Genomic DNA, 26,362 nt, shown 5'->3' on the forward strand with positions numbered 1-26,362 from the left:
GAGATCGCGAACAGTACCGGACCGGCAAAGCCCGGTCCACGGCTTGGCGCTGTTCAGCCCGTTCCGTATATTGAACGCATGAACGGATCGGACGGCGATATCGACATCGGCCTGCGCCTGCGCGACCTGCGCGCCCGCCACGGCCTCTCGCAGCGCGCGCTGGCCAAACGCGCCGGGGTCTCCAATGCGACCGTGTCGATGATCGAATCGAACCGGGTCAGCCCGTCGGTGGCGGCGCTGAAGCAGGTGCTGTCGGGTTTTCCGATGGGCATTGCGCAGTTCTTCTCGGCCGAGGAGCCGGAACGCGAGAAGGTGGTGTTCCGCGCCGAGGAACTGACCGAACTGGCCGGCGGCGCGGTCTCCTACCGGCAGGTCGGCTCGGACCTGTCGGGCCGCGCGCTGCAGATGATCCACGAGCGCTACCGGCCGGGCGCGGAATCCGGCAAGACCATGCTGACCCATCAGGGCGAGGAGGCCGGCATCGTGATCCGCGGCCTCATGCAGCTCGATGTCGACGGCGAGCGCTTCGTGCTCGGCCCGGGCGACGCCTATCTGTTCGACAGCCGCCGACCGCATGCCTTCCGCAATGTCGGCGACGGCGACCTGGTCCTGGTCTCCGCCTGCACGCCGCCGAGCTTCTGAGCGCCGCCCGCCCGTGGCGGGCGGGACCTCAGGCCATCCGGCTCGGGCGCACCACGACCCGGCTGCCGACCGGCACGCGCCGGTGCAGGTCGATGATGTCGTGGTTGAACAGGCGGATGCAGCCCGACGACACGGCCTGGCCGATGCTCCACGGCTCGGTCGTGCCGTGGATGCGGTAGAGCGTGTCGCGGTCGCCCTGATAGAGATAGAGGGCGCGCGCGCCGAGCGGATTGTCGAGGCCGCCCGGCATGCCGTTGGCATAGGGCGCGGCGCGCGGATCGCGCTTGACCATCTCGGCCGGCGGCGTCCAGGTCGGCCAGGCGGCCTTGCGCCGGATGGTCGCCTCGCCGTTCCAGGCGAAGCCGTCGCGGCCGACGCCGATGCCGTAGCGCATCGCCGTGCCGCCCTCGCCGACCAGATAGAGATGGCGCTGGTCGGGATCGACCACCACGGTGCCGGCGCGCTCCGCACCGTCGAAGGCGACCTGCTGGCGCAACCAGCGCGGTTCGATCTTGGCCACGTCGAGGGCCGGGATCGGGAAGGGCTCGTCGTCGATCGGCCCATACATGGCCGCGTAATAGGGATCGACCCGCGGCAGCACGGCCGCCGGCATCTCGAGCGGCGTCTGTTCCAGACGCGCGGTCTGGCATCCGGCCAGCGCCAGCGGCAGCCCGGCCAGAAAGATCCGGCGCGACAACAGCAATTGTCGGCGCCCCGCAGCGGCCGTCTCGAAAACGTCGGTCATGGCAAACCCCTCCGGTCCATGCAATTCAGTCACAAGCCTTAACGCCACAGGGGTTGGTCCCGATCCGCGCAGAATTGCGGCGATTTCGGGAAGCGCCGCCGCTATGGCTTCGCGGCAACAGCGATCGGGTGACATATTCGTTTGATTTCGTTACTGATTCCTGATCGGCGGCAGCGGCCGGGCCCGCTGGTGACAGCATCGTGAACACGGCTGCCCGTCCGGCTCGCCGGAAACGACGGTCTTGCCACGCCCGAAGCCATGCCGGGAACGACGACGAAGCCCGCCCGGCGCCGTTCAACCGGCGTGAACAATGAGTTTGCCGCGGCGGGCTTTCCGCCCGCCACCGGTGGCGCCATGTTCCGCCCGACCGAACGCCCCCGAAACGGTTGGGTGCGCTCCCCGGCGGAGACGAACGATGACCAAAGTCCTGGTGCTCTACTATTCTTCCTACGGCCATATCGAGACCATGGCCAACGCGGTCGCCGAAGGCGTGCGCGAAGCCGGCGGCGAGGCGACCATCAAGCGCGTGCCCGAACTGGTGCCGCGCGAGGTCGCCGAGAAGTCCTATTTCAAGCTCGATCAGGCGGCGCCGATCGCCACCGTCGACGAACTGCCCGAATATGACGCGATCATCTTCGGCACCGGCACCCGCTTCGGCAACATGACCGCGCAGATGCGCAACTTCCTCGACCAGACCGGCGGGTTGTGGGCCAAGGGCGCGCTGATCGGCAAGGTCGGCTCGGTGTTCACCTCGACCGCGACGCAGCATGGCGGCCAGGAATCGACCATCCTGACCTTCATCCCGACCCTGATGCATCACGGCATGGTGGTCGTCGGCCTGCCCTATTCGTTCGGTGCGCAGACCGGCCTCGGCGAAATCCTCGGCGGCTCGCCCTACGGCGCGGCGACCATCACGGGCGGCGACGGCAGCCGCATGCCGTCGGAGACCGAACTGGCCGGCGCGCGCTTCCAGGGTGCCCACGTCACCCGCATCGCCGCCAAGCTCGCCGCGGCCTGATCGCTCCGACCGGCCCGGCGAATCGGCCGGGGAGAAACCAGTGAGCGCGCGACGGGAAACATTCCGTCGCGCGCGGACATGCATTAGCGTCGCGCCATGAACGACGCCTCCCCGCCGGATGCCACCGGCATCGCCCCCTCTGGCCCCAGCAGCCCGATTCCTTCCGGCGATGCCGAAGCCGGCCATGTCACGCCTTCGATGGCGCAGTTCATCGAGATCAAGGCGGCCAATCCGGACTACATCCTGTTCTACCGGATGGGCGACTTCTACGAGCTGTTCTTCGACGACGCCGTCAAGGCGTCGCGCGCGCTCGGCATCGTGCTGACCAAGCGCGGCAAGCATCTCGGCCAGGACATCCCGATGTGCGGCGTGCCGGTCTCGCGCGCCGACGAATATCTGCAGAAGCTGATCGCTCTGGGCTTCCGGGTGGCGGTCTGCGAGCAGCTGGAGGATCCGGCCGAGGCGCGCAAGCGCGGCGCCAAGGCGGTGGTCCGCCGCGATGTGGTGCGGCTGGTCACGCCCGGCACGATCACCGAGGAGAATCTCCTCGACGAAGGCCGCGCCAACCATCTGCTGGCGGTCGCCCGCGTCCGCGGCGGCAGCGAAGACGAGGCCCGTTTCGGCCTCGCCTGGGCCGACATCTCGACCGGCGCCTTCCGCCTCGCCGAGACCGACCGCAACCGCCTCGCCGCCGATCTCGCCCGCATCGATCCGACCGAGATCCTGGTCGCCGACCGGCTCTACGAGGACGACGACCTGAAGCCGGTCTGGCGCCTGCAGCGCGCCGCCGTGACGCCGGTCTCCGCCGCCCTGTTCGACGGGGCGACCGCGGCCGACCGGCTCGGCGCCTATTTCGCGGTTGCGACCGTCGACGGTTTCGGCAGCTTCTCACGCGCCGAGACGATCGCGGCGGCCGCGATCGTCGCCTATGTCGAGAAGACCCAGCTCGGCCGCCGCGCCCGGCTCGACGTGCCGGCGGCGGAGGGCAGCGCGAGCGTCATGCTGATCGACGCCGCCACCCGCGCCAATCTGGAACTGACCCGCACGCTTTCCGGCGACCGGCGCGGCAGCCTGATCGCCGCCATCGACCGCACCGTCACCGGCGCCGGCCAGCGCCTGCTGGTCGAGCGGCTGTCGAGCCCGTCGACCGTGGTGGCCGAGATCGAGCGGCGGCTCGATTCGGTCGCCTGGCTGGCCGACGACACGCTGCTGGCCGCCGAACTCCGCGCCGCGCTGCAAAGCGCGCCCGACATGGTCCGTCCGCTCGGCCGGCTGGCGCTGGAGCGCGGCTCGCCGCGCGATCTCGGCGCCATCGCGGCCGGCCTCGCCGCCGTCGCGGCGATCGCGGCCCGGCTCGACGCCGCCGCGCTGCTGCCCGACGAGATGGCCGAGGCCCGCGACGCGCTTCGTCAGGCCCCGCACGACCTCGCCGCCCTGCTCGCTTCGGCGCTCGCCGACGAATTGCCGCTGTCGAAGCGCGACGGCGGCTTCGTGCGCGCGGGCTATTCCGCCGCTCTCGACGAATGCCGCGAGCTGTCGGCCGATTCGCGCCGCCTGATCGCCCGCCTGGAGGCCGACTACCAGCTGGAGACCGGCATCCGCTCGCTGAAGATCCGGCACAACAACGTGCTCGGCTTCTTCGTCGATACCACCGCGGTCCATGCCGAGAAGCTGATGACGCCGCCGCTCTCGGCGCGCTTCATTCATCGGCAGACGCTCGCCAACGCGGTCCGCTTCACCACCGTCGAATTGTCCGATCTGGAAGCCCGCATCGCCTCGGCCGGCGATCGCGCGCTCGGGCTGGAGCTCGAAGTGTTCGACCTCCTGGCCGCCAGGACGGTGGAAGAAGGCGAGGCCATCCGCCGGGCCGCCGAGGCGCTGGCCGTGCTGGACGTGAGCCAGGGCTTCGCCCATCTGGCCGGCACGGACGGCTATGCCCGCCCGACCGTCGGCGACGGGCTCGATTTCCGCATCGTCGGCGGACGCCATCCGGTCGTCGAGCAGGCCTTGCGGCGCGAAGGCGGCGATGCCTTCGTGGCCAACGACTGCGAACTCGGGCCGACCACCCGCGACGGCGACGGCCGTCTGGTCATCCTGACCGGCCCGAACATGGGCGGCAAGTCGACCTGGCTGCGCCAGAACGCGCTGATCGCGATCCTGGCCCAGGCCGGCGGCTTCGTCCCGGCCGCGGAGGCGCGCATCGGCGTGGTCGACCGCCTGTTCAGCCGGGTCGGCGCGGCCGACGACCTCGCCCGCGGCCGGTCGACCTTCATGGTCGAGATGGTCGAGACCGCCGCGATCCTCAATCAAGCCGGCCGGCGTTCACTGGTCATCCTGGACGAGATCGGCCGCGGCACGGCCACCTTCGACGGGCTGTCGATCGCCTGGGCGGCGATCGAGCACCTGAACGCGACCAATCGCTGCCGCGCCCTGTTCGCGACCCACTACCACGAGCTGACCGCGCTCGCCGAGCGCCTGCCGCGCATCGTCAACGCCACCGTGCGGGTGCGCGAATGGAAGGGCGACGTGGTCTTCCTGCACGAGATCGTGCCCGGCGCCGCAGACCGGTCCTATGGCATCCAGGTCGCCCGGCTGGCCGGCCTGCCGGCCTCGGTGATCGAGCGCGCCCGCCTGGTGCTGCGCCAGCTCGAAGAGCATGACCGCAAGCGGCCGGGCCTGACCCTGATCGACGACCTGCCGCTGTTCTCGGCCCTGAAGCCGAAGGCCGCCGAACCGGCGCCGGACCCGAAGCCCCAGCCGAAGCCGGCCGAACCGGCCCTGCCGCCCGGCGCCGCCGAGGCCCTGGCCGAGCTCGCGGCACTTGTACCCGACGACCTCTCTCCGCGCGAGGCGCTCGAAGCGCTCTACCGGCTGAAGTCGAAGCTGCGCAAGGGGTGAGCCGGCCACGCCGCGTGACGTGGCTCAGTGCCCTGCGCGCCGCCGAACACGACCTCATGTGTCGGTGTGCACGTCGTCCCAGTCTTCGTTCTGATAGCGAACCAGCCAGTTCAAGGCCCAGTGCCGTTCCAGGCAGACCCCGCCTTCGAGATCGGCCGTCTCGGTATCGCCATGGAGTGAGGCGTTGCGCACCGCCCAGCGGCATCGATAGACGAGGTCGAGCGCATCGAGGATTTCGGACATCGGCCGCAACGCCGGGACGCCCCGCTCCGCAGTGTCGACCGCCGCAGTGAAGACCGCCGACGGGTCGCAAAGGGAGGCCGGCCATTCCGATCGCCCGGTTTCGACGCCCAATGCCCAGAGGAGTTCCTGGGCAGCTTCGCAGCGCCATGAGAACTGGGTCGTATCGAGCCCGCCGGGCGACGGGTCGTCGAAATAGGCCGCCTCCCGCGGAGAGAGCCGTTCCCGGACCCGAAAATCCGCAACGAACAGATCGAGTTCGTCCCCGCCGAGAGCCTTCCAGGATACGGCCGACAGCGCCAGGATCCGATCGAGCACCTCGGTGGCCGAACGGAGTTCGACCTCGCTTTCGTCGTCTATGTACGGCAGGCCGGGGTTGATCGTGACGCCCTGCGCCTGAAGACGCGCCTCGGTGCCCGCCTTCCGCGCGATTTGCGCAGGCGTGAAAACAAATTCCGACGGTTCTTCCCCGAACAGAATCCGACGGATGAGGCGGACGAGGGACGATCCGGCCATGCACGCTTCCGGAAAGGCGCGCCCTCCGGGCGCACCGAAATGCGTCGTCAAGAATTCAACCGTACCAGAGGTTGTCGACGGGTGCAAAGCCCCTCATTCGCAGGCCGGCCGGCGTTCGCGGCCAAATCGGAGAGCAGCGCACCAACTGCGGCTACCCGCTCAAGACGATTCCCGGACCTGTCGTCGTTCTCGCAATCCCGCCGGCGGCCCCTGATACAGGCCGCGCGGCGGAGGACCTTCTGCTCAGGCCGCCCGGCGGAAGACCTCCCGTTCAGGCCGCCCGGCGGCCGGCGTCGGCGCCGTAATAGTTGATGTAGCGCGGCGAGATGGTCTCGACCGGCATGATCATGCAGATGTCGGTCGTGCCGAACTGGTGGTCGACCACCGCGCCGTCGCCGATCATGGCGCCGAGGCGGAGATAGCCCTTGATCAGCGGCGGCATGGCGGCGATGGCCGCGCGTGCGTCGATCGCCTCGGGCGCGAGGCGGTTCATCTCGACATAGCGGCCCGGCAGGGCGCGGACGCGCCAGTCGAGCGTCGCGCGTGCCTTGTGGTGCAGGAAGGCGAGCGGCAGGGCCAAGCGGTGCGGATTGGTGCCCTCGAAGCTGGCGCAGCCGATCATCACGTCGATGCGGTGGCGCAGCACATAGGCCCAGACGCCCTGCCAGAGCAGTTCTACGGTGCGCTTGCCGCGGTAGTCGGGCAGCACGCAGGAGCGGCCGAGTTCCAGGAAGCGCTTCGACCGGTGGCGGTCGAGCAAGGCACGCAGATCGAATTCGTTTGCCGTATAAAAACCGTCGTGGCGCTCGGCCACATCCTGGCGCAGCAGGCGATAGGTGCCGACGATGCGCGGGGCGCGGCGGCCGAAGGCGCGCGGCTCCTGGGCGTCATGATCGACCACCAGGATGTGGTCGCAGATCGGATCGAAGGCATCGGAGTCGCGCCGCGTCATCAGCGTGCGGGCGTCGGCGATCGCGGCCATCTCTTCGTAGAAGACCCGGTAGCGCAGTTCCTGGGCCCGCTTGACCTCGCCGACGGTGCGCGCGAGGCGCACTTCGAGCGAACCGATCCGGCCGAGGACGGGGTCGCCGCCGCCGTCGGGCAGCGGCCCGAGCGGCGCCCTCAGGCGCAGGCCGGGCATCACATTGATCTGGGCCCGGGGCAGATGCCGGAACGGCATCATGTTGGAGACCAGCGCGAGACCCGGAACCTTGGCAAGACCGGTGACTCTGGAAGGCGTCGGCATGTGTTCCCCAATCCGGCCGCTGCAATCCCGATCGCTCCGGGGCAGCGCCCGAAGAAACGGGGCTGCCGGGGCGACGCGATCGCGACCCTGCGATTTGTACTCCCACCAGGAAAGCATGCCCAGTCGACAGGATCATGACAGCGCGCAGAAACAGATCCCCATCGAAAGAGCAATTCAGCCGGCTCATCAACCCTGCGCGCGCGGTGCCAGCACGATCTGATCGAGGACGGCCGACAGGGTTTGCGGCTCGACCGGCTTGATGAGACGCGCGTCGGCGCCGGCCTGGCGGACATCGCGGTCGACCTCGGGCGCGGTATCGGCGGTGACCGCCAGGATGGCGACGCGCGGCCGGCCGGCGGCTGTCTCGGCCGCCCGGATCGCGCGGATCGCCGCATAGCCGTCGAGGCCCGGCATGTGCAGGTCCATCAGGATGGCCTCGAACGGCATGCCGGCCCGCGCCGCCGCCGCGACGGCCTCGACCGCCAGAGCTCCGTCGGAAACCGTGATCGTCTCGTGGCCGAGGCTCGCGAGCAGGGCCCGGGCCAACAGCGCATTGATGGCATTGTCGTCGGCGACCAGGATGCGCAGCGGTCCCGTGCCGGCGCGCTCGGCGCGGGCGGCGGGAACGCGGATGTCGGTCGCGTCGTTGGCGATGGCGCGCCCCTCGGCCAATGCGGCCACCACCATGGCGAGCGAACGCTGGCGTACCGGCTTGACCAGCCAACCGCCGAAGCCGCCGGCCTTCAAGCGCTCGAGCGCGGCGCGATCGGCCGGCGCGACGATGACCGCGGCCGGCGGCCGGTTGCGTCCGAGCGCGGCGAGCAGGCGCCCGGCGTCGAAATCCGCCCGGTGATCGACCAGCAGGGCGTCGTAGCCGCCGCCTGGCTCGGCCAAAGCGGCACGCGCGGCCGTCGCATCGACCGCCAGCATGGCGTCCGCACCGAGATCGGCGAGCCGGCGGGACAATTGGACCGGGTCGATCAGCCCGGGCGAGACCACCAGGATGCGGCGGCCGGCCAGCGGCCGTGCCGGGGTCGGCGGCTCGGCGATCGGCAGGTCGAGGTCGAAGGCGAAGCTGGAACCCCGCCCGGGCTTGCTCTCGACCTCGATCCGACTGCCCATCCGCTCGATGATCGCCCGCGAGATCGCCAGCCCAAGGCCGGTCCCGCCATATCTTCGGGCCGGGCCGCTCTCGGCCTGCTCGTATTCGTTGAAGATGCGATCGAGATGCTCCGGCGCGATGCCGATGCCGGTATCGGTCACCTCGAAGCGCAGGCACGCCCGATCGGCGCGCCCATCGAGGCGCGCGACCGTGACGGCGACGCCGCCGCGCTCGGTGAACTTGACCGCGTTGCCGGCGAGGTTGATCAGGACCTGCCGCAGCCGGGCCTCGTCGAAGACCAGCCGCAGCGGCACGTCGGCGGCGACATGGGCGGCGAGTTCGATGCCGCGGGCCTGGGCACGCGGCGCGACCAGTTCGATCACCGCCTCGACCATCGGCTCCAGGCCGGCGGGCGCCGGCGCCAGATCCAGGCGGCCGGCCTCGATCTTGGAGAAGTCGAGCACGTCCTCGACCAGCGACAACAGGGCCTCGCCGGAGGTGCGGATGGCGCGCAGATAGGCCTGCTGCTCGGAACTGAGCTGGGTCTCGGCCATCAGGTCGGCCATGCCGACGATGCCGTTGAGGGGCGTGCGGATCTCGTGGCTGGCCATGGCCAGAAAGCGCGACTTGGCCGCACTCGCCGCCTCGGCGAGGTCGCGCGCACGGCTGAGTTCGGTCTCAAAGGCGCGCCGGTCGCCGACATCCCGCAGGGTGATCTGGATTTCGTCGCCCTCGCCGCCGCGCCCCGCGACCGGGCTTTCGACCAGCGCATACCAGGCGGCCCCCGCCGTGGTCCGCATCAGCCGGTCGCCGGCCGCCATCGCCGCTTCGTGGCCCGGATCGAGACCGAACCGGTGCAGCAGCGCGTCGGCATCCGCACCGACGACCGCCGGCCCGTCGACCCCGAAGGTCGTCGCAAAGGCCTCGTTGACGAAGCGGACGCGCCGCGCCGCGTCGCAGCGCAGGATCAGGTCGCCGGCCGCCTCGGTGACGGACCGCCAGCGCTCCGCCTCTTCGCGCAGGGTCCAGACCTCGTCCTGGAGACGCTCGATCCGGGCCGCCAGATCGCGCCGCTCCGCATGGGCCGGCCGGGTGAGCCTGGCTGCCGCCGCCCAGACCGCGCGGCGCACACGCGCCTGGCGCAGATCGGCAGCACCGGACCGAGGTTTGGCGGCTTTCGCACTCATGGCGGAACGATAGCCGGGCGAACTTGCCAAAGCCTTGACGCCGCGCCGGATCCGGCGGGCGGCAGGGCGCGCAGGACGCATACGGCTTCGGCGAGGGTTCCGCTCAGGTCCGGCCGGAGTTCGATCCCTTGCCGTCGTCGGTCAGATACTCGGTCGGGAAGCGCAGCGTCCAGCGGATGCCCTCGGGGTCGAAAACCAGCTCCGAGGTACCGTCGATGGCGCGCGGCACCAGCCGCTCGATCATCATCCGCCCGAACCCCTTGCGCCGCGGCTCCTCGACCGGCGGGCCGCCCTGCTCCTTCCAGGTGATCTCGAAGATCTGTCCGCGCTCGGCCGCCGTCTCGGTGGCGCGCACGCCCCAGCGCACGGCGATGCGGCCGTCGGCGGTCGAGAGTGCGCCATACTTGGCCGCATTGGTGGCCAGCTCGTGCAGGGCGAGCGCCACGTTCTGGGCCGCTTCCGGCTTCAGCATGACACGCGTGCCGCCCTCGTCGAGGCGATCGCCAGATGTTTCCATGACGTGGCCGAGCTGGCTCGCCACCAGTTCGTCGATTGAGGCGCCGCGCCAGCTTTCGTCGACCAGGATGTCGTGCGCCCGCGCCAGCGCCTGCAGACGCGCGCCGAAGCGGTCGACGAAGGCTGGCATGTCGTCGACCGTCTGGGCGGTCTGGCGGGCGATCCCCTGCACGACGGCCAGAAGGTTCTTCGACCGGTGGGTCAGTTCGCGCATGACCACCTTGAGCTGCTGCTGGTATTCCTTCTGGCCGGTGATGTCGATCGCCACACACATGACGCCGGCGATCCGGCCCCGCTCATGGAACGGCTCGATGCGCAGATCGAACCAATGCAGCCCATCGCCGATCTTGATCGAGACCTCGGCGCGCTCCGGCTCGGCCGTCTCCAGCACCCGCCGCTTCAGGGGGATCACGACGCGCGCGGTCGCCTCCGGCAGGGCGGCCTCGTCGTCGCGGCCGAGGAAGTCCTCGGCCGTCATGCCCAGCGGCGGGTTGTGCATCCAGGTGTAGCGCAGATCGCGATCCTGCCGGAACATGGTGATGTTGGAGCCTGCCAGCGCGGTGTCGAAACGGGCATTGGCCTCGGCCAGCGCCTGCGTGACATGCTCCAGCATTTCGGCGCGGCGACGCTCGTCGGTGATGTCGACCACCACCAGCGTGACCCCCTCCGGCGCCCGGCCGCCCGGGCAATAGGGCGAGACATGGACCCGCAGCCAGACGCGCCCGCGCTGCCGATCCTGCGTCTCGATCTCCGTGCTGGCCGGTTGGCCCGCATTGATCACGCCGACCTTGACCGTGCGCATATGGGCCGCGGCGGCGGCATCGAGAATGTCGTCGTCGGTCCGGCCCATCATGGCCTCCGGCGCAAGACCGAGCGGCGGATTGTGGATCCAGCGGTAGTGCAGGTCCCGGTCCTGGGTGGCGACAGAGATGCGCGAGCCCGACAGCGCCGCCTCGAACCGCTCCTTGGCCTCCGCCAGTTCCCGGGTTCGCGCCTCGACCCGGCCCTCCAATTCGGCATTCAAGGTTTCCAGCCGGTGGTTCGCGTCGGCCAGCGCAGCCCGGGACGGCATCGCCAATACGCCGGGGAGAATCCGCCAGGCGGCCACCACGGCGCCGAGGGTCACGCCCGCGAACAGCGCGTTCATGACGATGTGCAGGCCGTAGACCGGCCGCCAGAGCGTGGCGACGCCGGTCAGTTCGGTCGCAGCGCCGGCGATCAGAACGATCAAGACCATCCGGGCGAGCCGGCGGGTCTCCGCCGTCACATTGCACCGGCCGCGCAGGAACAGCGCGATCGCGACGGCGGCCGCGATCAGCGTGGCGGCGACGGTCAGACCGGCCAACGCCGCCGGCTGCACCAGGGCGGCACGCCAAGCCATTCCCGCGCCGACCGCGGCGAGGGATTCCGAACCGAAAAGAAAATCAACGATTCCGTGCAAGACAAATCACCCCGGTGCACCCGTCCAGCCCGGTGCCATTGCGAATGCGGCCGGCCGCGCCAACCGATCCAAGCCAACGCAAACATCCCCATTTCCCGACGCGGTCCGGGGGCACTGCGGTTCGAACGCATGAGGCCGCCATCGGTTCCATGCCGTTGCGCGGATTTGCCGCTCCCCGCGGACCGCCGAAACCGGGCGCGGTCCGAGCCCCCTGCGCAAGGCGCGCGTTCCGGACGGCCGGTCGGATCGCGGGCCAGGACAGGACGGGTTAGGACAGGACGCGCTTTCCGTTTCCCCGCGCCATGGTCTAGGTGTTGTCTCCCGCCACGCCCATCATCCGACAGGCCTGCCATGTCCGCCCTCCCCGTCGACCCCGGAATGCTCCGCTTCTACGAGGCGCTGTCCAGCCAATCCCCGCCGGAGAGCACGGACTGGCCGTTGCCGGAGCAGAGGCGCGGCTGGGAGGCGGTCTGCCGGTCGTTCCGTGCGCCGCACCCGGCCGGGCTGTCGGTGGAGACCATCGCGGTGCCGGGACCCGGCGGCCCGATCGCCGTGCGCCTCTATCGCCCGGAGGGGGCGGCGCCAAAGGCGGGCGTGCTCTACGGGCATGGCGGCGGCTGGGTCCTGGGCAGCCTGGAGACCCATGACGACATGTGCGCCGAACTCGCCGCCGGCGCGGGCGTCGTGGTGGCGGCGGTCGACTATCGGCTGGCACCGGAGCACCGCCATCCGGCCCAACTCGACGACATGCTCGCGGTTCTCGCCTACCTGCGAGCCGAGGGCGCCCGACACGGCATCGATCCCGCCCGCATCATCGGCGCCGGCGACAGCGCCGGCGGCCAGCTCACGGCCGGCGCCACCCTGCACCTCAGGGCGACCGGCGCGCCGCAGCTGCTCGCGCAAGTCCTGATCTATCCGGTGCTCGGCGCCGACACCGAGACCACGTCCTACCGTGCCAATGCCGAGGCGCCCTGCCTGACCCGCGCGGAGATGATCTACTTCCTCGAAGCCTTCCTGGGGCCGAGGGGCGCCCCCGGCTGGACGGATGCGCGCGCAGTGCCGCTGCTGGCGACCGATCTTTCCGGGCTGCCGCCTGCCTTCGTGATCGTGGCGGAGCACGACCCGCTGTGCGACGACGGCGTCGCCTTCCACGAACGTCTGCTGGCCGCCGGAGTTCCGTCCACGCTGCGGCGCGAGCCCGCGCTCGCCCACAGCTTCATGCGCGCGCGCCACCACTCGGCGCCGGCGATGGACGCCTTCCGCGCGATCGCCGCGGCCGTGGCCGCGTTCGCCCGGGACCCGACCGCTCCGGTTTGACCGCAAGCAGCCGAATGCGTAGGGAAGAAGCCGGTCTTTGCGTCATGGTGCGGACAGCACCCGACTCGACCCTTGGAGGTTAGAATATTAAGCAATTGTAAATCGGCCGGGGGGCCATGCCGATTCGAACGTCGCCGGCAAGCAGGGCCTGTCCAGCCCGTTGCGGCGCAGCGACTTGAACGAGGACCTTGCCCCTGATGCCGCCTACAGACGACCAGCAGCGCTCGACCCGGCTCTATTTCGGTTTGCGGGAGCGCCTGCTCGACCTCTCCAGCCGGAACCGGATGTTGAACTATCCGGTTGGGTCCCGCTCGCGCCGGCAGGTCGTGATCGTCGACGAAATCATGGAGGACGTCCACCGTCTGCTCGTCTCCGACGGCGTGACGCTCGATCTCGAACCGCTGCCGCGTCCGCAGGATGCGCCGGACGACGAGGAAACGGCGGACTTCAGGACCGCGCTCGACCATGCCCGCGTCGGCGATGCCGTGCATATCGCCGAATCCCTGGCGATCGAGGCTGCCGGCCGCGACGACGATGCCGCGCTTGCCATGCTCGACCGGGCCTTGCGCGACCGGGTCCGGGTCGAACTCGGCCTGCCCCAGCGTGACCGTCGCGTCGAGACGGACCGCCTGGCCCAGGCGCGGCGGCTCGGCATCGAGCCCAATCCGGATCTGCCGGCCGCCGGCTACAAGCCGAGCCACACCGACCGCAATCTCCAGACCCTCAAATATCCCGACGAGCTCGACGCCACGCTCGACCGGATCTGCGCCGATGCCAGCCTGGCCGAACAGGAAACCGGGCAATCCGATCTCTACCTGGCCTTCGGCTTCCTGCAGCGCTTCGAAAGCGACAGTTCGGAACGCAAGCTGCTCGCGCCTCTGGTCCTGCTGCCGGTCCGGATCGAGGCCCGGACCACCGACAGCGGCCGCACATGGTCTGTCCTGGCGATCGGCGCGGCCGAGATCAACGCCAGCCTCGCCCGACTGATGGAGCGCGATTTCGGCCTGTCCCTTCCGGAATTCGAAACCGACGAGGACGGCACCGGCTCGATCGAAGCCTATCTGGAACAGGTCCGCATCGCGATCGAACTGATGCGACGCTGGCAGGTCCGGCGGACCATGGTGCTCGGGCATTTCCCGGTCGGCCGGCTGGCCATGTATGCCGATCTCGATCCGACCGCCTGGAGCCATCCGCCGGCCGGACGGCGACTGGTCGACACCGTGCTCGCCGGCACCGACGAAGGCCGCTGGGATGCGGAAGCATCGGTCCTGTCCGACCATCCGATCGACGATCCGGACGCGGAGACGGTCGTCCCGTATCTGATCCACGACGCGGATGCCAGCCAGCACAATGTCCTGGTCGACGCGACGCGCGGCCGCGACCTGGTCGTCCAGGGGGGCCCGGGAACCGGCAAGTCCCAGACGATCGCCAACATCGTGGCCAATGCGCTCGGCAGCGGCAAGACGGTGCTGGTTCTGGCCGAGAAGCAGGGCGCCCTGGAGACGGTCCGCCGTCAGCTCGATGCGGCCGGCCTCGGCGACTTCTGCCTTTCGCTGCATTCGGAACGCGCGAGCCCGCAGCGCGTCGTCGATGCCTTGCGCCGCCGCGCCGAATTGGGCTGGGGCCGCGCGCCGCGGGCACAGCCGATCCTGCGCGACGCGACGATGGACGAAAGCCGCCGCGAGCTCGACCGCTATGTCGAAGCCCTGCATCAGGAGGGCGACGACGGCCGCACGCCCTACGAATTGATCTGGAACGCGATCGCCGGCCAGAACCGGCATGCCGACGTGATCCAGGCGCTGCGCCGCGTTTCGCTGCCCAAGTCCCTCCTCGACAGCGGCATGCGCATCCTGGAGGCCGTCGGCAAGCTCGAGGTCTACGCGGCCGCCGCCGAGTCCTTTGCGCGCGACTACGGCCATCCGGCCCTGTCGCCCTGGTCGCAGACCGTGCTGGCCGACATTTCCGCCGCCGATATCGGCCGGCTCAAGGACCTGCTCGGCGAGATGCTGGCGGCGACCGGTGCACTCTGCGACATCGCCGAGGAGGCCGCCGCCTTCGGGGCGCGCTCGATCGCGGATCTGCAGTCGATCGTGACGGCCGACCGCATGCTCGGCGTGCCGCCCGATACGCTGAGCCAGCCCGAGCGCTTCGTCGACCTCGATCACGACGACGTTTTCCGGATTGCCGGTCTGCGCGAGAAGCTGAAGCAGGTCGATGCGGAACTCGCCGCACGGCCGAAGGTCGCCGGCATTCCCCTCGAGGTGCTGGCGCGCGCCAGCGCCATGGTCACGGCGGGGCTCGACGGTCGCCTGCTCGATCTCAACCCGGATGCGGCACGGGTCGAGGCCGACCGCTGCATCGCCGACGGCCGCCGCCTTGCCGGCGCCATCGACCGCATGCTGCCGGCCGTCGACATGATCGGGCTGGACCGCCAGTCGCCGCTGGCCGAGATCGATACGCTCGCCCAGGCGATCCAGTTCCTGTCCCGTGCCGAGCCGGGGCGCCGCAGCCTGCTCGACCGCTTCGCCCTGATCGAGGAGCGGGAATTCCTGTCCGTGCGGCAGCGCTGGCTGGATGCGGTCGATGCCGAGACAGACTGGCGGACCGCTTTCGTCGCCTATGGCGAAGAGCCCTGGCCGACCATCGCCGAGATCGAAGCCTGCGAGGCGACCCTGAACCGAAGCGGCTTCGCGCGCCGGTTCGGCCTGCGCGGCAGCTCCGAAAAGACGGCGCGCGCCCTGCTCGCCCGCCTGGCCGGGCCGGACGGCATCGTTCCCGATGCCGAGGAACTGGCCCAGTTCATCATCTATCTCCGCTATCTCGCCGCCTTCGAGAACGATCCGCAACTCGCCGCCCTGTTCGGCCCGGCCTGGGCCGGGCTCGGCACGCCGATGGAAGAGTGCGCCATCATCCGTCGCGACTTTCGCGCCGCACTCGCCGAACGCCCCGGCAGCGCGCGCATCGCAACGCTGGTCGTGGGCGCCGGCCCCGGCGTGATCTCGCGCCTCGCCGACATGGCCGCCGCCGCGCAGGCGTTCCGGAGCCTGCCCGAATCCCTGCTGAAGCGCTATGGCACGGGCGGTCTCGGCACCATCCTGTCGGCCATCGAGGCGGAGCGCGATAGTTTCTCGGCTCTGATCGACCTCGATCCGGACCGCGAACTGAGCGGCATCCCGGTTCCGATCCGCGACATTGCCGACACACACACGCGGCTGGAACGACGGGCAAGCATCGTCGAGGCGATCGGTCCCTCGCAGCTGGCGCAGGACTGGGACCATCTGTTCCCGGACGGCACGGGCATGGCCGAGGTCGCCCGCGCCAGCGAATGGGTCAAGACGGTCGGCCACCTGCGCTCGGTGCGCTCCTCGACCGGTCGGCTCGATCTCGAATGTCTGTCCGGTCCCGAGGCCCCCGCCATGCGGCGCCGGCTTGCGGATCTGGCAGCCCGCCTGGAGCCGCCGCTCGGACGGTTCGGACACCTGAAGGCGACCATCGAGGCGGAATTCGGCCAGCTTGGCCTCAATCTGTCCGAACCCACCGCCGTGCTCACCCGCGTCGACACGCTGCTTGGACGCAAGGCGGAGCTGAACAGCTATCTGGCGCTCGGCCGCCTGCGCCGCGAACTGGCCGAGGCCGGTGCCGGCGAGTTTCTGGAGACCTGCGATCGCGCCCGGGTCGCACCCGAGCGGCTGCCGATCCTGTTCGAGACCCTCGTGGCGCAGCGCCGTGCCGACAATGCCCGGCGCGGATCGCCGGCGCTGTGGCAGGTCACCGGCGTCGCACTGGAGGCGCGGCGGCGCACCTTCGCGGACCGCGACCGGCGTCGGCTGCAGTCGGACCGCGAGGCGATCGTCGCTCGCCTGCTGCAGGCGACCCCGCCGGTCGGCTCGATCAGCGGCATGCGGACGGGCTGGACCGAAATGGCCCTGCTGCGCAACGAGTTCGGCAAGCAGCGCCGCCATCTGCCGGTGCGCACGCTGCTGCGCCGGGCCGGACTGGCCGCGCAGACCCTGATGCCGTGCATCCTGGCCTCGCCGCTCTCGCTCGCCCGCTATCTGGAACCCGACCGGCTCAGCTTCGATCTTCTGGTGATCGACGAGGCCTCGCAGATGCCGGTGGAGAACGCCCTCGGCGCGTTGGCCCGGGCACGCCAGCTCGTCGTCTTCGGCGACACCCGCCAGCTGCCGCCGATGGAGCCGGCGACATCCGAAGCGCATGGATTCGAGGACGAGGCCGACGACCGCTTCGACGACGACGCGGTTTCGGTGCTGGATGCCTGCCGGCATGGCATCGGGCAGGTCCGCCGGCTGAAGTGGCACTACCGCAGCCGGGCGGAAAGCCTGTTCGCCTTTCCGAACCGGGAATTCTACCAGGACAGCCTGACCACCGTTCCCGAGCCGCGCACCGACGCCTTCGCGGTCGACCTGATCCGCGTCGACGGCGCCTGCCACTACCGCCGCAACGTGGCCGAGGCGGCCCGCATCGCCGAGGAGGCGATCGGCTTCATGCGCCGCTTCGCCGCCAGCGGTTCCGAGACCATGCCGACGCTCGGCATCGTCGCCGCGACCGCCGAGCAGCGCGACCTGATTCTGGCCGAGTTGCGTCGCCTGGAAGCCGGCGACGGCGCCGTCGAGGTCTATCGAATGAAGGCCGCCAATCTCGGCGAGCCGGTCTTCGTAAAGACGATCGACAGCGTCCAGGGCGACGAGCGCGACGTCGTTCTGATCTCGCTGACCTTCGGGCGCGACCGCAGCGGGGCCGGCCTTGGCCCGCGGCTCGGTCCTTTCGAGGGGCGGCTCGGCGCCCATCGCCTGAACGTGCTGGTGACCCGCGCCCGGCGCCGGATCGGGCTGTTCGCCTCCTTCGGCGCCGAGGATGTCGCAGCCACGGACACGAGCGGACCGGGGCTTGTCGCCCTGAAGCGCTTCCTCGACCATGTCGAGACCCGCGGCCGGGCCATCGCGGCTGCGGCCGCGCTGGCGCCGGACGGGGACTTCGAACGCGAGATCGGCCGGCGTTTGACCGACCGCGGCTATCAGGTCGCCACCCGGATCGGCCTGTCGCACCGGCGGGTCGAACTGGCCATCCGGCATCCGGACCGGCCGGATCGCTTCCTGTGCGGGCTCCAGGGCGATGGCACCGACTATGCGCAGGTGAAGAGCGCACGCGACCGCGACCGGATCGGCGACGAGGTGCTGCGCCTGCGCGGCTGGGACCTGATCCGGCTGTGGTCGACCGACTGGCTGGAGGACGCCGAAGAGGAGACGGAACGCCTCGTCCGGCGGCTGGAACAGATGCGCAGTATGGCGTCACCCGCCGATATCGAGATCGCCTTCGGCCGTCGCCTGGCCGATCTCGACCGCGAGGCGGCGCCGGCAGCGCCCTTCGACGAGGCGACCATCCGGCTCGTCGCGATGAGCGGCGATCCCGGGCCGAGCGGCTTGTTCGGCTTCAACGAGGGCGGACGCGGCGGCGGCCCCGACATGCGCAGCGATCGCGACCTCGCCCGCGCGCTGGTCGATTTCCGCGAGCATGTGATCGCCCGCCGGATGCCGCGTTTCGACCGCGAGCGCTCGATCCTGCGCGACACGATGATCGAGTTCCTGATCGACAGCCGCCTCGACGACCCGAATGACTGGGATCGCTCGGTACCCGGCTACCTGCGTGCCGGTACCAATCCGGCCGAGCGGCGGATGTTCCTGCCGGAAATCTGCGGCATCCTGGACCGCCGCGTGCGCGGCCAGGGCCTGCGTCTGGCCGCCTCGCGCGGTCTGCCGGTGGTCCCGCGCGACGAACCGGCGCTCTCCGCCAACGAGGACCGTTCGGGCGCCTGAACCCGAACGGCGGGTCGGAGGCATCCGGGTCCGACCGGATCCTTCCCGGGTCGGACCGCCCCGACGGCCGCTTCGCCGGCTTCAGTGTTCCGGACGGATGCCGTCCGGGGCATGCGACAGGCGGTCCATCAGCGCCAGCAGGACGCCGGTGACCACGAAGACGACATGGATGATGGTCATCCACATGATGTCGCGGTCGGAGTATTTCGCCAGTCCCATGAAGACCTTCAGCATGTGAATGCCCGAGATGGCCACCATCGAGGCGATCAGCTTCAGCTTCAGCGCGCCGAAGTCGACCTTGCCCTTCCAGTCCGGCGCATCCTCGTGATCGCCGACATCGATCTTGGAGACGAAATTCTCGTATCCGGAGAAGATTACGATCAGCAGCAGGTTGCCGGCGAGCGACAGGTCGATCAGCGACAGGATGCCGAGCACCACGTCGGCCTCCCCGGCTCGGGTGAGTTCGACCGCGAAATGAAAAAGCTCCTGCATGAACTTGATCAGAAGCCCGACCAGCGCGAAGACCAGGCCGACATAGAAGGGGGCCATGATCCAGCGGCTGGCGAAAAGTCCGCGTTCCAGATTCCGTTCGATCATGCTGCCTCCGATCGGCGTCGCCGGCGAACCTCGCCGCGACGTCGTCCATGGTCCTGGTTCCGACCCGCCACCGACCGGTTCGCGGCCATCGGCGCGACCTTCGGCAATCTCCCGCAGCGATACCGGCTCGCCGGCCATGCGCCAAGCCCGAAACGGCGGCAGACGGCCGAGGCATCGCGTGGCCGTGACCGAAGCGGGCGGAGCCGTTCAGGCGTCGGTCAGGAGGCCGTCCAGTTTCTGCAGGAAATGCTTGGTCTTGTCGCCATAGAGTTCGGCGCCGAGTTCGCAGGCGCGCCGGGCGAGCTTGCGGCGGCGGCGTTCGGCCTCTTCGGCCAGGTGGCGGGCGACCTTCTTGGAGCCCGACACGTCCGCCTCCTTACCCAGCCGACGGATCAAAAGGGCGAGATCGTGCTCGTCGCCGAGCAGTTCGCCGAGTTCGTCGAGATCGCCGACGATCGACCGCGACGTGACGGCGGTACGCCCGACGACCAGCAGGGACAGGTGCCAGCGGTGCTTCACCTGCTTGCGCCAGTCGTGCAGCACGTCCTCGCCGCCCTCCTCCTCGGCCTTGCGCCAGTCGGCCCGCCCCCGGCGATAGGTCTCGCCGAGCGCCTCGACGAACAGCCGTCCGGCCGCGGGCGCAAGCGGCAGGGAGGCGGCATCGGCCTCCGCGATGCGCAGCAGAGCCGCAACGCGGCTGGTGTCGGGACGCTGGGCATGGGCAATTTCCGCCGTCCGGCTCAGGCGCCCGATCAGGACGCCGGCGCCGTCCTGCGGACGGCGGTCATCCAGCTTCTGCGCCGAGGCGACCATCGCGTCGGCATCGCGGGCGGCGGACAGGTGATCCGCCGCATCGCGCAGCACGTCGCGGCGGCGCCGGTAGTCCTCTCCGATCAGCGGGCGGAAGACCAGAAGCACGCTGCGGGCGCGCTTCAGGGCGCGCCGCGCACGATGGACCCCCGCCGCCTGTTCGGCGCGCGGGACCGCGACCGCCGCGCGGGCGAGCGCGATCTCGCCCATCATGATCCGCTTCAGGCCGGTCGCGAAAGATTCATGCGGATCGAGACGGAACGGCATGGGCATGCGGTCTCCGATCGGCGGAGCCGCCGTCCGTTCAGGCGTCGACTCCGGTTCCGATCGGACAGGAAACGCCTGTGCCGCCGAGGCCGCAATAGCCTCCGGGATTCTTGGCGAGATACTGCTGATGGGAGGCCTCGGCATAGTAGAAGGGTGGCGCCGGTGCAATCTCGGTGGTGATGCCGCCCCGGCCCGCCGCCTTCAACGCCTGACCGTAGGCTTGCTTCGACGCCTCGGCGGCGGCGGCCTGAGCCTCGGTGGTCGTGTAGATGGCCGACCGGTACTGCGTCCCCACATCGTTGCCTTGGCGCATGCCCTGGGTCGGGTCATGGCTCTCCCAGAATAGCTTCAGGAGGGCCGCATAGGAGATCTTCGCCGGGTCGTAGACGACTTTCACGACCTCTGTGTGACCGGTCATTCCGGTACAGGTCTCCTGGTAGGTCGGGTTCGGCGTCACGCCGCCCTGATAGCCGACCGCCGTCGTCCACACGCCCTCGCCGGCCTGCCAGAACTTACGCTCCGCGCCCCAGAAGCAGCCGAGCGCGAAATAGGCGACCTCCATCCCGTCCGGATAGGGACCATGCAGCGCATGGCCGTTGACGTAATGGGTCTCGGCGGTCGGGATCGCGGCGGCGCGGCCCGGCAGGGCGCCATCCGCGGTCGGCAGATGCAGCTTCTTGTTGAAGATGTCGATCAGAAACATGGATCGGCTCCTTTCTGGCGGCGACGCGACGGTCCCCGCAGAGGTCGGGACGGATTTCGGATCCCCGCGCGCGGCGCGAAGTCCGGCAGACGAAAGAAAACGGCGGGGCGGCGAGGGCCGGCGGCGGATCAGAGTACGAAGGCGGCGCGCCGACGCCGGCTGCCGATCGCCACCAGCGCCAGGCCGACGGCGAACAGGACGGTCCAGTTCGGCAGCGCGAGGATCAGCCGGAACAGGCTGTCCCAGACTACAGCCGGCACGGCGGCCTTGGCGGCGGCGAAGCTGGCCGGCGCGAGATCCGACCAGACCGTGCCGAGCGGCGTCAAGATCAGCTTTCCGGAGGCGATGGTCTTCATGCCGTCGATGACCACGCCCACGATCGCGCCGGCGACGATCCAGAGGCCGATCGAGCGAATCAGGAACGTGATCATGGCACCTCCTCAGACCTCGCCGCCCGGCGCCGTCGACCGGCTATCCGACAGAGGCAGCCGCCTGGATCGAATTCAACCGTTTTAGCGCAACCCGGCGGAATCGCGAAGCTTTGCAAACGACCGGTTCCGTCGTCCGGCCGATTTCGCCAAGACGGAACATGCGCTAAAGCCCCGACACTAGCACTCGATTCGTACCGGCATGACCGCTACGGTGCCAGAGATAATGTCTGCCGATCCGCCCTGCAACGCGACCGGGCCGTAACGCCTGCGTGACGGGCGGCCAACGGCGACAAGAGACCAGGCGAGGGGAGCCAACCGATGTCCGAGATCGATACGCCTTCAAATCCGGAACCGGTCCGGCTGAGCGAACTCGAGGAGGCCGCGCTCTTCTTCCACAAGAACCCCCGCCCCGGCAAACTGGAGATCCAGGCGACCAAGCCGCTCGGCAATCAGCGCGACCTCGCGCTCGCCTATTCGCCCGGTGTCGCGGCACCCTGTCTCGCCATCGCCGCCAACCCGGCCACGGCCTACGACTATACCGGCCGCGGCAACCTGGTCGCGGTCATCTCCAACGGCACCGCCGTGCTCGGCCTCGGCAATATCGGCCCGCTCGCCGCCAAGCCGGTGATGGAGGGCAAGGCGGTCCTGTTCAAGAAATTCGCCGGCATCGACGTGTTCGACATCGAGATCGACGCCATGGAGGTCGATCTGATCGTCGACACCGTGGCGGCCCTGGAGCCGACCTTCGGCGGCATCAATCTCGAAGACATCAAGGCGCCGGAATGCTTCGAGGTCGAGCGCCGGCTGCGCGAGCGGATGAACATACCGGTCTTCCACGACGACCAGCACGGCACCGCGATCATCGTCGGCGCCGCGATCCTCAACGGCCTGGAACTGGCCGGCAAGAGCATCGCGCATGCCAAGATCGTCACGTCGGGCGCCGGCGCGGCCGCGCTCGCCTGCCTCAACATCCTCGTTTCCCTCGGCGCGCGGCGCGAGAACATCTGGGTCACCGACATCGAGGGCGTGGTCTACGAGGGCCGCACCACCCTGATGGACCCGCTCAAGGCGACCTATGCCCAGAAGACCGACAAGCGCCGGCTCGCCGATGTGATCGACGGTGCCGACGTGTTCCTCGGCCTGTCCGCCGGCGGGGTGCTGAAGGCCGACATGGTCGCCCGCATGGCGCCGCAGCCCTTGGTCATGGCGCTCGCCAATCCGGCGCCGGAGATCATGCCCGAGGAGGCCCGGGCGGTCCGCCCCGACGCCATGATCTGCACCGGTCGGTCGGATTTCCCCAACCAGGTCAACAACGTCCTCTGCTTCCCCTACATCTTCCGCGGCGCGCTCGATGTCGGCGCGACCACCATCGACGAGAATATGAAGCTCGCCGCCGTGCGCGCCATCGCGGCGCTGGCGCGCGAGGAGCCTTCGGACGTTGCGGCACGCGCCTATGGCGGCGTCACCCACACGTTCGGGCCGAACTATCTGATCCCATCGCCGTTCGACCAGCGGCTGATCCTCCGGATCGCGCCGGCGGTCGCCCGCGCCGCCATGGAGGCGGGCGTCGCGACCCGGCCGATCACCGATTTCGACGCCTATATGGACCGGCTGAACCGCTTCGTGTTCCGGTCGGGCCTGGTGATGAAGCCGGTCACGGCGGCCGCCAAGCAATCCAAGGTGAAGTCCCGGATCATCTATTCCGACGGCGAGGACGAGCGGGTCCTGCGCGCCGCGCAGGTCATGCTCGAGGAGCAGGTCGGCGTGCCGATCCTGATCGGCCGGCCGCAGGTGATCGAGAACCGATTGGAGCGCTACGGCCTGCGCATCCGGCAGGGCGCCGACTTCTCGGTGATCGACCCGAATTCCGATCCCCGCTTCAAGGACTATGTCGACCTCTACTTCTCCAAGGTCGGCCGCAAGGGCGTCAGTCCCGAGGCGGCCAAGACCATCGTGCGCACCAACGCCACCGTGATCGGCGCGCTGGCGGTCGAACGCGGCGACGCCGACGCGCTGATCTGCGGCATCGACGGCCGCTTCGAACGGCATCGCCGCAACGTCCTCGACGTGATCGGCGTGGAATCGATCGACACCGACTTCTCGACCGTGAGCCTGCTGATCAACAGCCGCGGCGCCTGGTTCCTGACCGACACCTACTGCACCGACACGCCTTCGCCCGTCGAGATCGCCGAGGCGACCATCCTGGCGGCAAACCATATCCGCCGCTTCGGCCTGGTGCCGAAGGCCGCGCTGCTCTCGGCGTCGAATTTCGGCACCCGCGACATCGCCTCCGCCAAGCGCATGCGCGAGGCTCTGGCGATCATCCGCGAGCGAGCGCCCGACCTCGAGGTCGACGGCGAGATGCACGGCGATTCGGCGCTATCGCCGGATATCCGCGAGCGCGTCATGCCGACATCCTTCCTGTCCGGCGAGGCCAATCTGCTGGTCTTCCCGAACCTGGACTCAGCCAACATCGCCCTGAACCTGATCAAGTCGATGACCGAGGCCCTGCATGTCGGCCCGATCCTGCTCGGCGCGGCGAAGCCGGCCCATATCCTGACGCCCTCGGTCACGTCGCGCGGCGTCGTCAACATGTCGACGCTGGCCGCCGTCGAGGCGCTGGCCCGCAAGCGCTGAGGCACGCAGGAAAGGAACCGGAGGCCATGGCGGTGACCGAGGCGACGATCGATCGGCAGACGGTGCCCCATCGGCCGAATCCCCTGCTGACGGCCGTCGAGACCCCGCCGATCCCGACCGCCCAGGCCTGGATGGCCGCCTATGACGGTCGGGCCGGGCCGTTCCTGAACCTGAGCCAGGCGGCCCCCGGCGATCCGCCGCCGGCCGAACTGCTCGCCCGCCTCGCCGAGGCGGCCGGGGCGCCGGAGACGACCCGCTACGGGCCGATCCCCGGCGAACCCAACCTCCGCGCCGCGCTCGCCGCCGAGATGACCGCGCTCTATGGCGGACCGGTCGATGCCGCCGACGTCGTCATCACCTCAGGCTGCAATCAGGCCTTCTTCGCCGCCGCCCTGACGGTCGCCCGCGCCGGCGACGAGGTCATCCTGCCGGCACCCTGGTATTTCAATCACAAGATGATCCTCGACATGCTCGGGATCGTCGCGCGGCCGTTCGCCCTGAAGGCCGAGGACGGCTTCGAGCCCGACCCGGCCGCAGCCCGCGCGCTGATCGGGCCGAAGACCCGGGCGATCGTGCTGGTCAGCCCGAACAATCCGACCGGCGCCACCTGCCGTCCGGAAACCATCGCGGCCTTCGCCGATCTGGCCGAGGAAGCCGGTCTGTTCCTGATCCTGGACGAGACCTATCGGGACTTCCTGCCCGAGGGGCGCGACCGTCCGCACGATCTTTTCGCCGCCGGCCGCAGCCGGGCGGCGCTGATCCATCTCTACAGCTTCTCGAAGGCCTATTCGATCCCGGGCCACCGGCTCGGCGCGCTGGTCGCCGCGCCGGTCCTGATCGAGCAGGTGATCAAGGTTCAGGATTGTCTGCAGATCTGCGCGCCGCGCGCCGGCCAGGCGGCGATCGCCTGGGCGATCCCGGCGCTCGGCGGCTGGCGGGCCGCGAACCGGCGCATGATCAACCGGCGGGCGGCGCTGTTCGCCGACCGGTTGGCCACGGTGCCGGGCTGGCGGGTCGAGGCGGCCGGCGCCTATTTCGCCTATGTGCGCCATCCGGGCCGACAGCCGGCGCTCGCCGTCGCCGAACGACTGTGCCGGGAGCGCGGCGTGCTGACCCTGCCGGGCTCCTGGTTCGGGCCCGGGCAGGAGGGTCATCTGCGCATCGCCTTCGCCAATGTCGACGACGCGGCGCTCGACCGCATCGCGGAACGCTTTCTGGAATTGGACTAAACGGGCTATACCGATCGGAACAACGGCCGAGGCGGCCGGCGGTCCCGGCGGGAGTCGGGGCGCTGCCGCCATAACGGGGCCGGGATCGTTCCGACCGGCTCGCTCGCCCGGACGACATTTCAACCGGGAGGCGGCATGGAGCGGTTCCTGATCGTCGATGACCATCCGCTGTTCCGCGAGGCACTGCGCAGCGCCATCATGGCGGCCCATCCGGCGGCGGAGATCGTCGAGGCGACCGGCATGGACGAGGCGCTCGCCCTGGCGGGCATGCCGGGTGCGGCCTTCGATCTCGCCCTGCTCGATCTGTCCATGCCGGGCACGACCGGTTTCGACGGCATCCTGCAATTCCGGTCACGGTTTCCGCGCCTGCCGCTGGTCGTCGTCTCCGGCCTCGACGATCCGCGCATCGTGCGCGAAGCCTTGGCCTACGGGGTGTCCGGCTTCGTCCCGAAGGCGTCCGGAAAGGCCGAGCTGGTCGCGGCCATCCGGACCGTCATGGCGGGGGGACTGCATGCCCCGCCCGATGCTCCGGGTGCCCCCCCGCAGGCCATCCCGGAGGACGACCGCGAACGGCTGGTCGAACGGCTGAAAACGCTGACCCCGGCGCAATTCCGCGTCCTGCAGATGATCCGCCAGGGCCTGCTCAACAAGCAGATCGCCTACGAACTGCAGGTCGGCGAGACCACCGTGAAGGCGCATGTCTCCGAGATCCTGCGCAAGCTCGGCGTGATCAGCCGGACCCAGGCGGTGATCGAAGCGTCCCGGATCGATTTCGAACGGATCACCCTGGAGCCCGGCGACGACCGGCAGGCTTGATGCAAAATTGTTGAGCCGGCATGATTTTAGCTGCCGGTAACTGCCGATCGGCTTGTCGATCTTGATATTGGTCGGCTTATCGACAGTCAAAGACATCAATTGTTTTTCAGACTGTCATTCCGCCTTCATGGCGCCTCGCAATGTATACACTTACAACATTGCGGGAGATG

17 protein-coding genes are annotated in these 26,362 nt (G+C 69.7%); 8 read left to right on the forward strand and 9 right to left on the reverse strand.

The features are described from left to right. Positions 1-78: 78 nt before the first annotated feature. Positions 79-642: a cupin domain-containing protein gene (locus KL771_RS20055; RefSeq protein ID WP_261970296.1), complete on the forward strand. Its 564-nt coding sequence runs from the start codon at positions 79-81 to the stop codon at positions 640-642. Positions 643-670: 28 nt separating this feature from the next. On the opposite strand, the gene KL771_RS20060 is transcribed toward KL771_RS20055, so the two are convergent. Next, positions 671-1,387 (reverse strand): L,D-transpeptidase, encoded by a 717-nt coding sequence (locus KL771_RS20060; RefSeq protein ID WP_261970297.1) that lies wholly within the window; start codon positions 1,385-1,387, stop codon positions 671-673. A gap of 415 nt (positions 1,388-1,802) precedes the next feature. Here KL771_RS20060 and wrbA point away from each other — a divergent pair, with 415 nt between their 5' ends. Both wrbA and mutS read left to right on the forward strand, forming a co-directional pair. Continuing rightward, positions 1,803-2,405, forward strand: a complete 603-nt coding sequence (gene wrbA / locus KL771_RS20065) for an NAD(P)H:quinone oxidoreductase (RefSeq protein ID WP_054358947.1) — start codon at positions 1,803-1,805, stop codon at positions 2,403-2,405. Between the two features lie 96 nt (positions 2,406-2,501). After that, on the forward strand, positions 2,502-5,303 hold the full coding sequence (gene mutS, locus KL771_RS20070; RefSeq protein WP_390867288.1) for a DNA mismatch repair protein MutS: 2,802 nt from the start codon (positions 2,502-2,504) through the stop codon (positions 5,301-5,303). A 54-nt stretch (positions 5,304-5,357) separates the two neighbouring features. On the opposite strand, the gene KL771_RS20075 is transcribed toward mutS, so the two are convergent. The 4 genes from KL771_RS20075 to KL771_RS20090 all read right to left on the reverse strand — a co-directional run bounded on the left by KL771_RS20075 (position 5,358) and on the right by KL771_RS20090 (position 11,491). After that, positions 5,358-6,059 (reverse strand): DUF4272 domain-containing protein, encoded by a 702-nt coding sequence (locus KL771_RS20075; RefSeq protein WP_261970298.1) that lies wholly within the window; start codon positions 6,057-6,059, stop codon positions 5,358-5,360. A 271-nt stretch (positions 6,060-6,330) separates the two neighbouring features. Beyond that, entirely contained in the window at positions 6,331-7,200 is an 870-nt protein-coding gene (locus KL771_RS20080; RefSeq protein ID WP_261970396.1) for a GNAT family N-acetyltransferase, read from the reverse strand. Between the two features lie 291 nt (positions 7,201-7,491). Continuing rightward, complete coding sequence (locus KL771_RS20085; RefSeq protein ID WP_261970299.1) at positions 7,492-9,594, reverse strand: ATP-binding protein; 2,103 nt, start codon at positions 9,592-9,594, stop codon at positions 7,492-7,494. 103 nt (positions 9,595-9,697) lie between these two features. Continuing rightward, complete coding sequence (locus KL771_RS20090; protein ID WP_261970300.1) at positions 9,698-11,491, reverse strand: sensor histidine kinase; 1,794 nt, start codon at positions 11,489-11,491, stop codon at positions 9,698-9,700. 411 nt (positions 11,492-11,902) lie between these two features. Between KL771_RS20090 and KL771_RS20095 the strand changes: the two genes are divergently transcribed. Then, the gene (locus tag KL771_RS20095) at positions 11,903-12,868 is read left to right on the forward strand and encodes an alpha/beta hydrolase (protein ID WP_261970301.1); all 966 of its coding nucleotides are present in this window, start codon (positions 11,903-11,905) and stop codon (positions 12,866-12,868) included. 197 nt (positions 12,869-13,065) lie between these two features. Further along, entirely contained in the window at positions 13,066-18,702 is a 5,637-nt protein-coding gene (locus KL771_RS20100) for a DUF4011 domain-containing protein (RefSeq protein WP_261970302.1), read from the forward strand. Between the two features lie 81 nt (positions 18,703-18,783). Here the strand turns inward: KL771_RS20100 and KL771_RS20105 are convergent, their stop codons facing one another. From KL771_RS20105 to KL771_RS20120, 4 genes are all read right to left on the reverse strand, one after another. Next, entirely contained in the window at positions 18,784-19,299 is a 516-nt protein-coding gene (locus KL771_RS20105) for a TIGR00645 family protein (protein WP_054358954.1), read from the reverse strand. Between the two features lie 207 nt (positions 19,300-19,506). Beyond that, positions 19,507-20,382: a CHAD domain-containing protein gene (locus KL771_RS20110; RefSeq protein WP_261970303.1), complete on the reverse strand. Its 876-nt coding sequence runs from the start codon at positions 20,380-20,382 to the stop codon at positions 19,507-19,509. Between the two features lie 31 nt (positions 20,383-20,413). After that, positions 20,414-21,079: a peptide-methionine (S)-S-oxide reductase MsrA gene (gene msrA / locus KL771_RS20115; protein ID WP_261970304.1), complete on the reverse strand. Its 666-nt coding sequence runs from the start codon at positions 21,077-21,079 to the stop codon at positions 20,414-20,416. Between the two features lie 128 nt (positions 21,080-21,207). Beyond that, a complete protein-coding gene (locus tag KL771_RS20120) occupies positions 21,208-21,510 on the reverse strand; it encodes a hypothetical protein (RefSeq protein ID WP_261970305.1) in 303 nt (100 codons plus the stop codon). A 318-nt stretch (positions 21,511-21,828) separates the two neighbouring features. On the opposite strand from KL771_RS20120, the gene KL771_RS20125 reads away from it, so the two are divergent. From KL771_RS20125 to KL771_RS20135, 3 genes are all read left to right on the forward strand, one after another. Continuing rightward, positions 21,829-24,147, forward strand: coding sequence for an NADP-dependent malic enzyme (locus KL771_RS20125; protein WP_261970306.1), 2,319 nt, complete (start codon positions 21,829-21,831; stop codon positions 24,145-24,147). Between the two features lie 26 nt (positions 24,148-24,173). After that, on the forward strand, positions 24,174-25,376 hold the full coding sequence (locus KL771_RS20130; protein WP_261970307.1) for an aminotransferase: 1,203 nt from the start codon (positions 24,174-24,176) through the stop codon (positions 25,374-25,376). A gap of 135 nt (positions 25,377-25,511) precedes the next feature. Beyond that, positions 25,512-26,192 (forward strand): response regulator transcription factor, encoded by a 681-nt coding sequence (locus KL771_RS20135; RefSeq protein ID WP_261970308.1) that lies wholly within the window; start codon positions 25,512-25,514, stop codon positions 26,190-26,192. Positions 26,193-26,362: the final 170 nt, after the last annotated feature.

Origin of the sequence: Prosthecodimorpha staleyi, from assembly GCF_018729455.1 — a bacterium.
In the GTDB taxonomy this organism is placed as follows: domain Bacteria; phylum Pseudomonadota; class Alphaproteobacteria; order Rhizobiales; family Ancalomicrobiaceae; genus Prosthecodimorpha; species Prosthecodimorpha staleyi.

Bases quoted from the DNA above. Each gene is read 5' to 3' on its own strand.
- KL771_RS20105 (WP_054358954.1), bottom strand. From the start codon at position 19,299: ATGATCGAACGGAATCTGGAACGCGGACTTTTCGCCAGCCGCTGGATC.
- KL771_RS20095 (WP_261970301.1), top strand. From the start codon at position 11,903: ATGTCCGCCCTCCCCGTCGACCCCGGAATGCTCCGCTTCTACGAGGCG.
- KL771_RS20110 (WP_261970303.1), bottom strand. From the start codon at position 20,382: ATGCCCATGCCGTTCCGTCTCGATCCGCATGAATCTTTCGCGACCGGC.
- KL771_RS20130 (WP_261970307.1), top strand. From the start codon at position 24,174: ATGGCGGTGACCGAGGCGACGATCGATCGGCAGACGGTGCCCCATCGG.
- msrA (WP_261970304.1), bottom strand. From the start codon at position 21,079: ATGTTTCTGATCGACATCTTCAACAAGAAGCTGCATCTGCCGACCGCG.
- KL771_RS20060 (WP_261970297.1), bottom strand. From the start codon at position 1,387: ATGACCGACGTTTTCGAGACGGCCGCTGCGGGGCGCCGACAATTGCTG.
- KL771_RS20125 (WP_261970306.1), top strand. From the start codon at position 21,829: ATGTCCGAGATCGATACGCCTTCAAATCCGGAACCGGTCCGGCTGAGC.
- KL771_RS20135 (WP_261970308.1), top strand. From the start codon at position 25,512: ATGGAGCGGTTCCTGATCGTCGATGACCATCCGCTGTTCCGCGAGGCA.
- KL771_RS20120 (WP_261970305.1), bottom strand. From the start codon at position 21,510: ATGATCACGTTCCTGATTCGCTCGATCGGCCTCTGGATCGTCGCCGGC.
- KL771_RS20085 (WP_261970299.1), bottom strand. From the start codon at position 9,594: ATGAGTGCGAAAGCCGCCAAACCTCGGTCCGGTGCTGCCGATCTGCGC.
- KL771_RS20075 (WP_261970298.1), bottom strand. From the start codon at position 6,059: ATGGCCGGATCGTCCCTCGTCCGCCTCATCCGTCGGATTCTGTTCGGG.
- KL771_RS20100 (WP_261970302.1), top strand. From the start codon at position 13,066: ATGCCGCCTACAGACGACCAGCAGCGCTCGACCCGGCTCTATTTCGGT.
- mutS (WP_390867288.1), top strand. From the start codon at position 2,502: ATGAACGACGCCTCCCCGCCGGATGCCACCGGCATCGCCCCCTCTGGC.
- KL771_RS20080 (WP_261970396.1), bottom strand. From the start codon at position 7,200: ATGCCCGGCCTGCGCCTGAGGGCGCCGCTCGGGCCGCTGCCCGACGGC.
- KL771_RS20090 (WP_261970300.1), bottom strand. From the start codon at position 11,491: ATGGCTTGGCGTGCCGCCCTGGTGCAGCCGGCGGCGTTGGCCGGTCTG.
- wrbA (WP_054358947.1), top strand. From the start codon at position 1,803: ATGACCAAAGTCCTGGTGCTCTACTATTCTTCCTACGGCCATATCGAG.
- KL771_RS20055 (WP_261970296.1), top strand. From the start codon at position 79: ATGAACGGATCGGACGGCGATATCGACATCGGCCTGCGCCTGCGCGAC.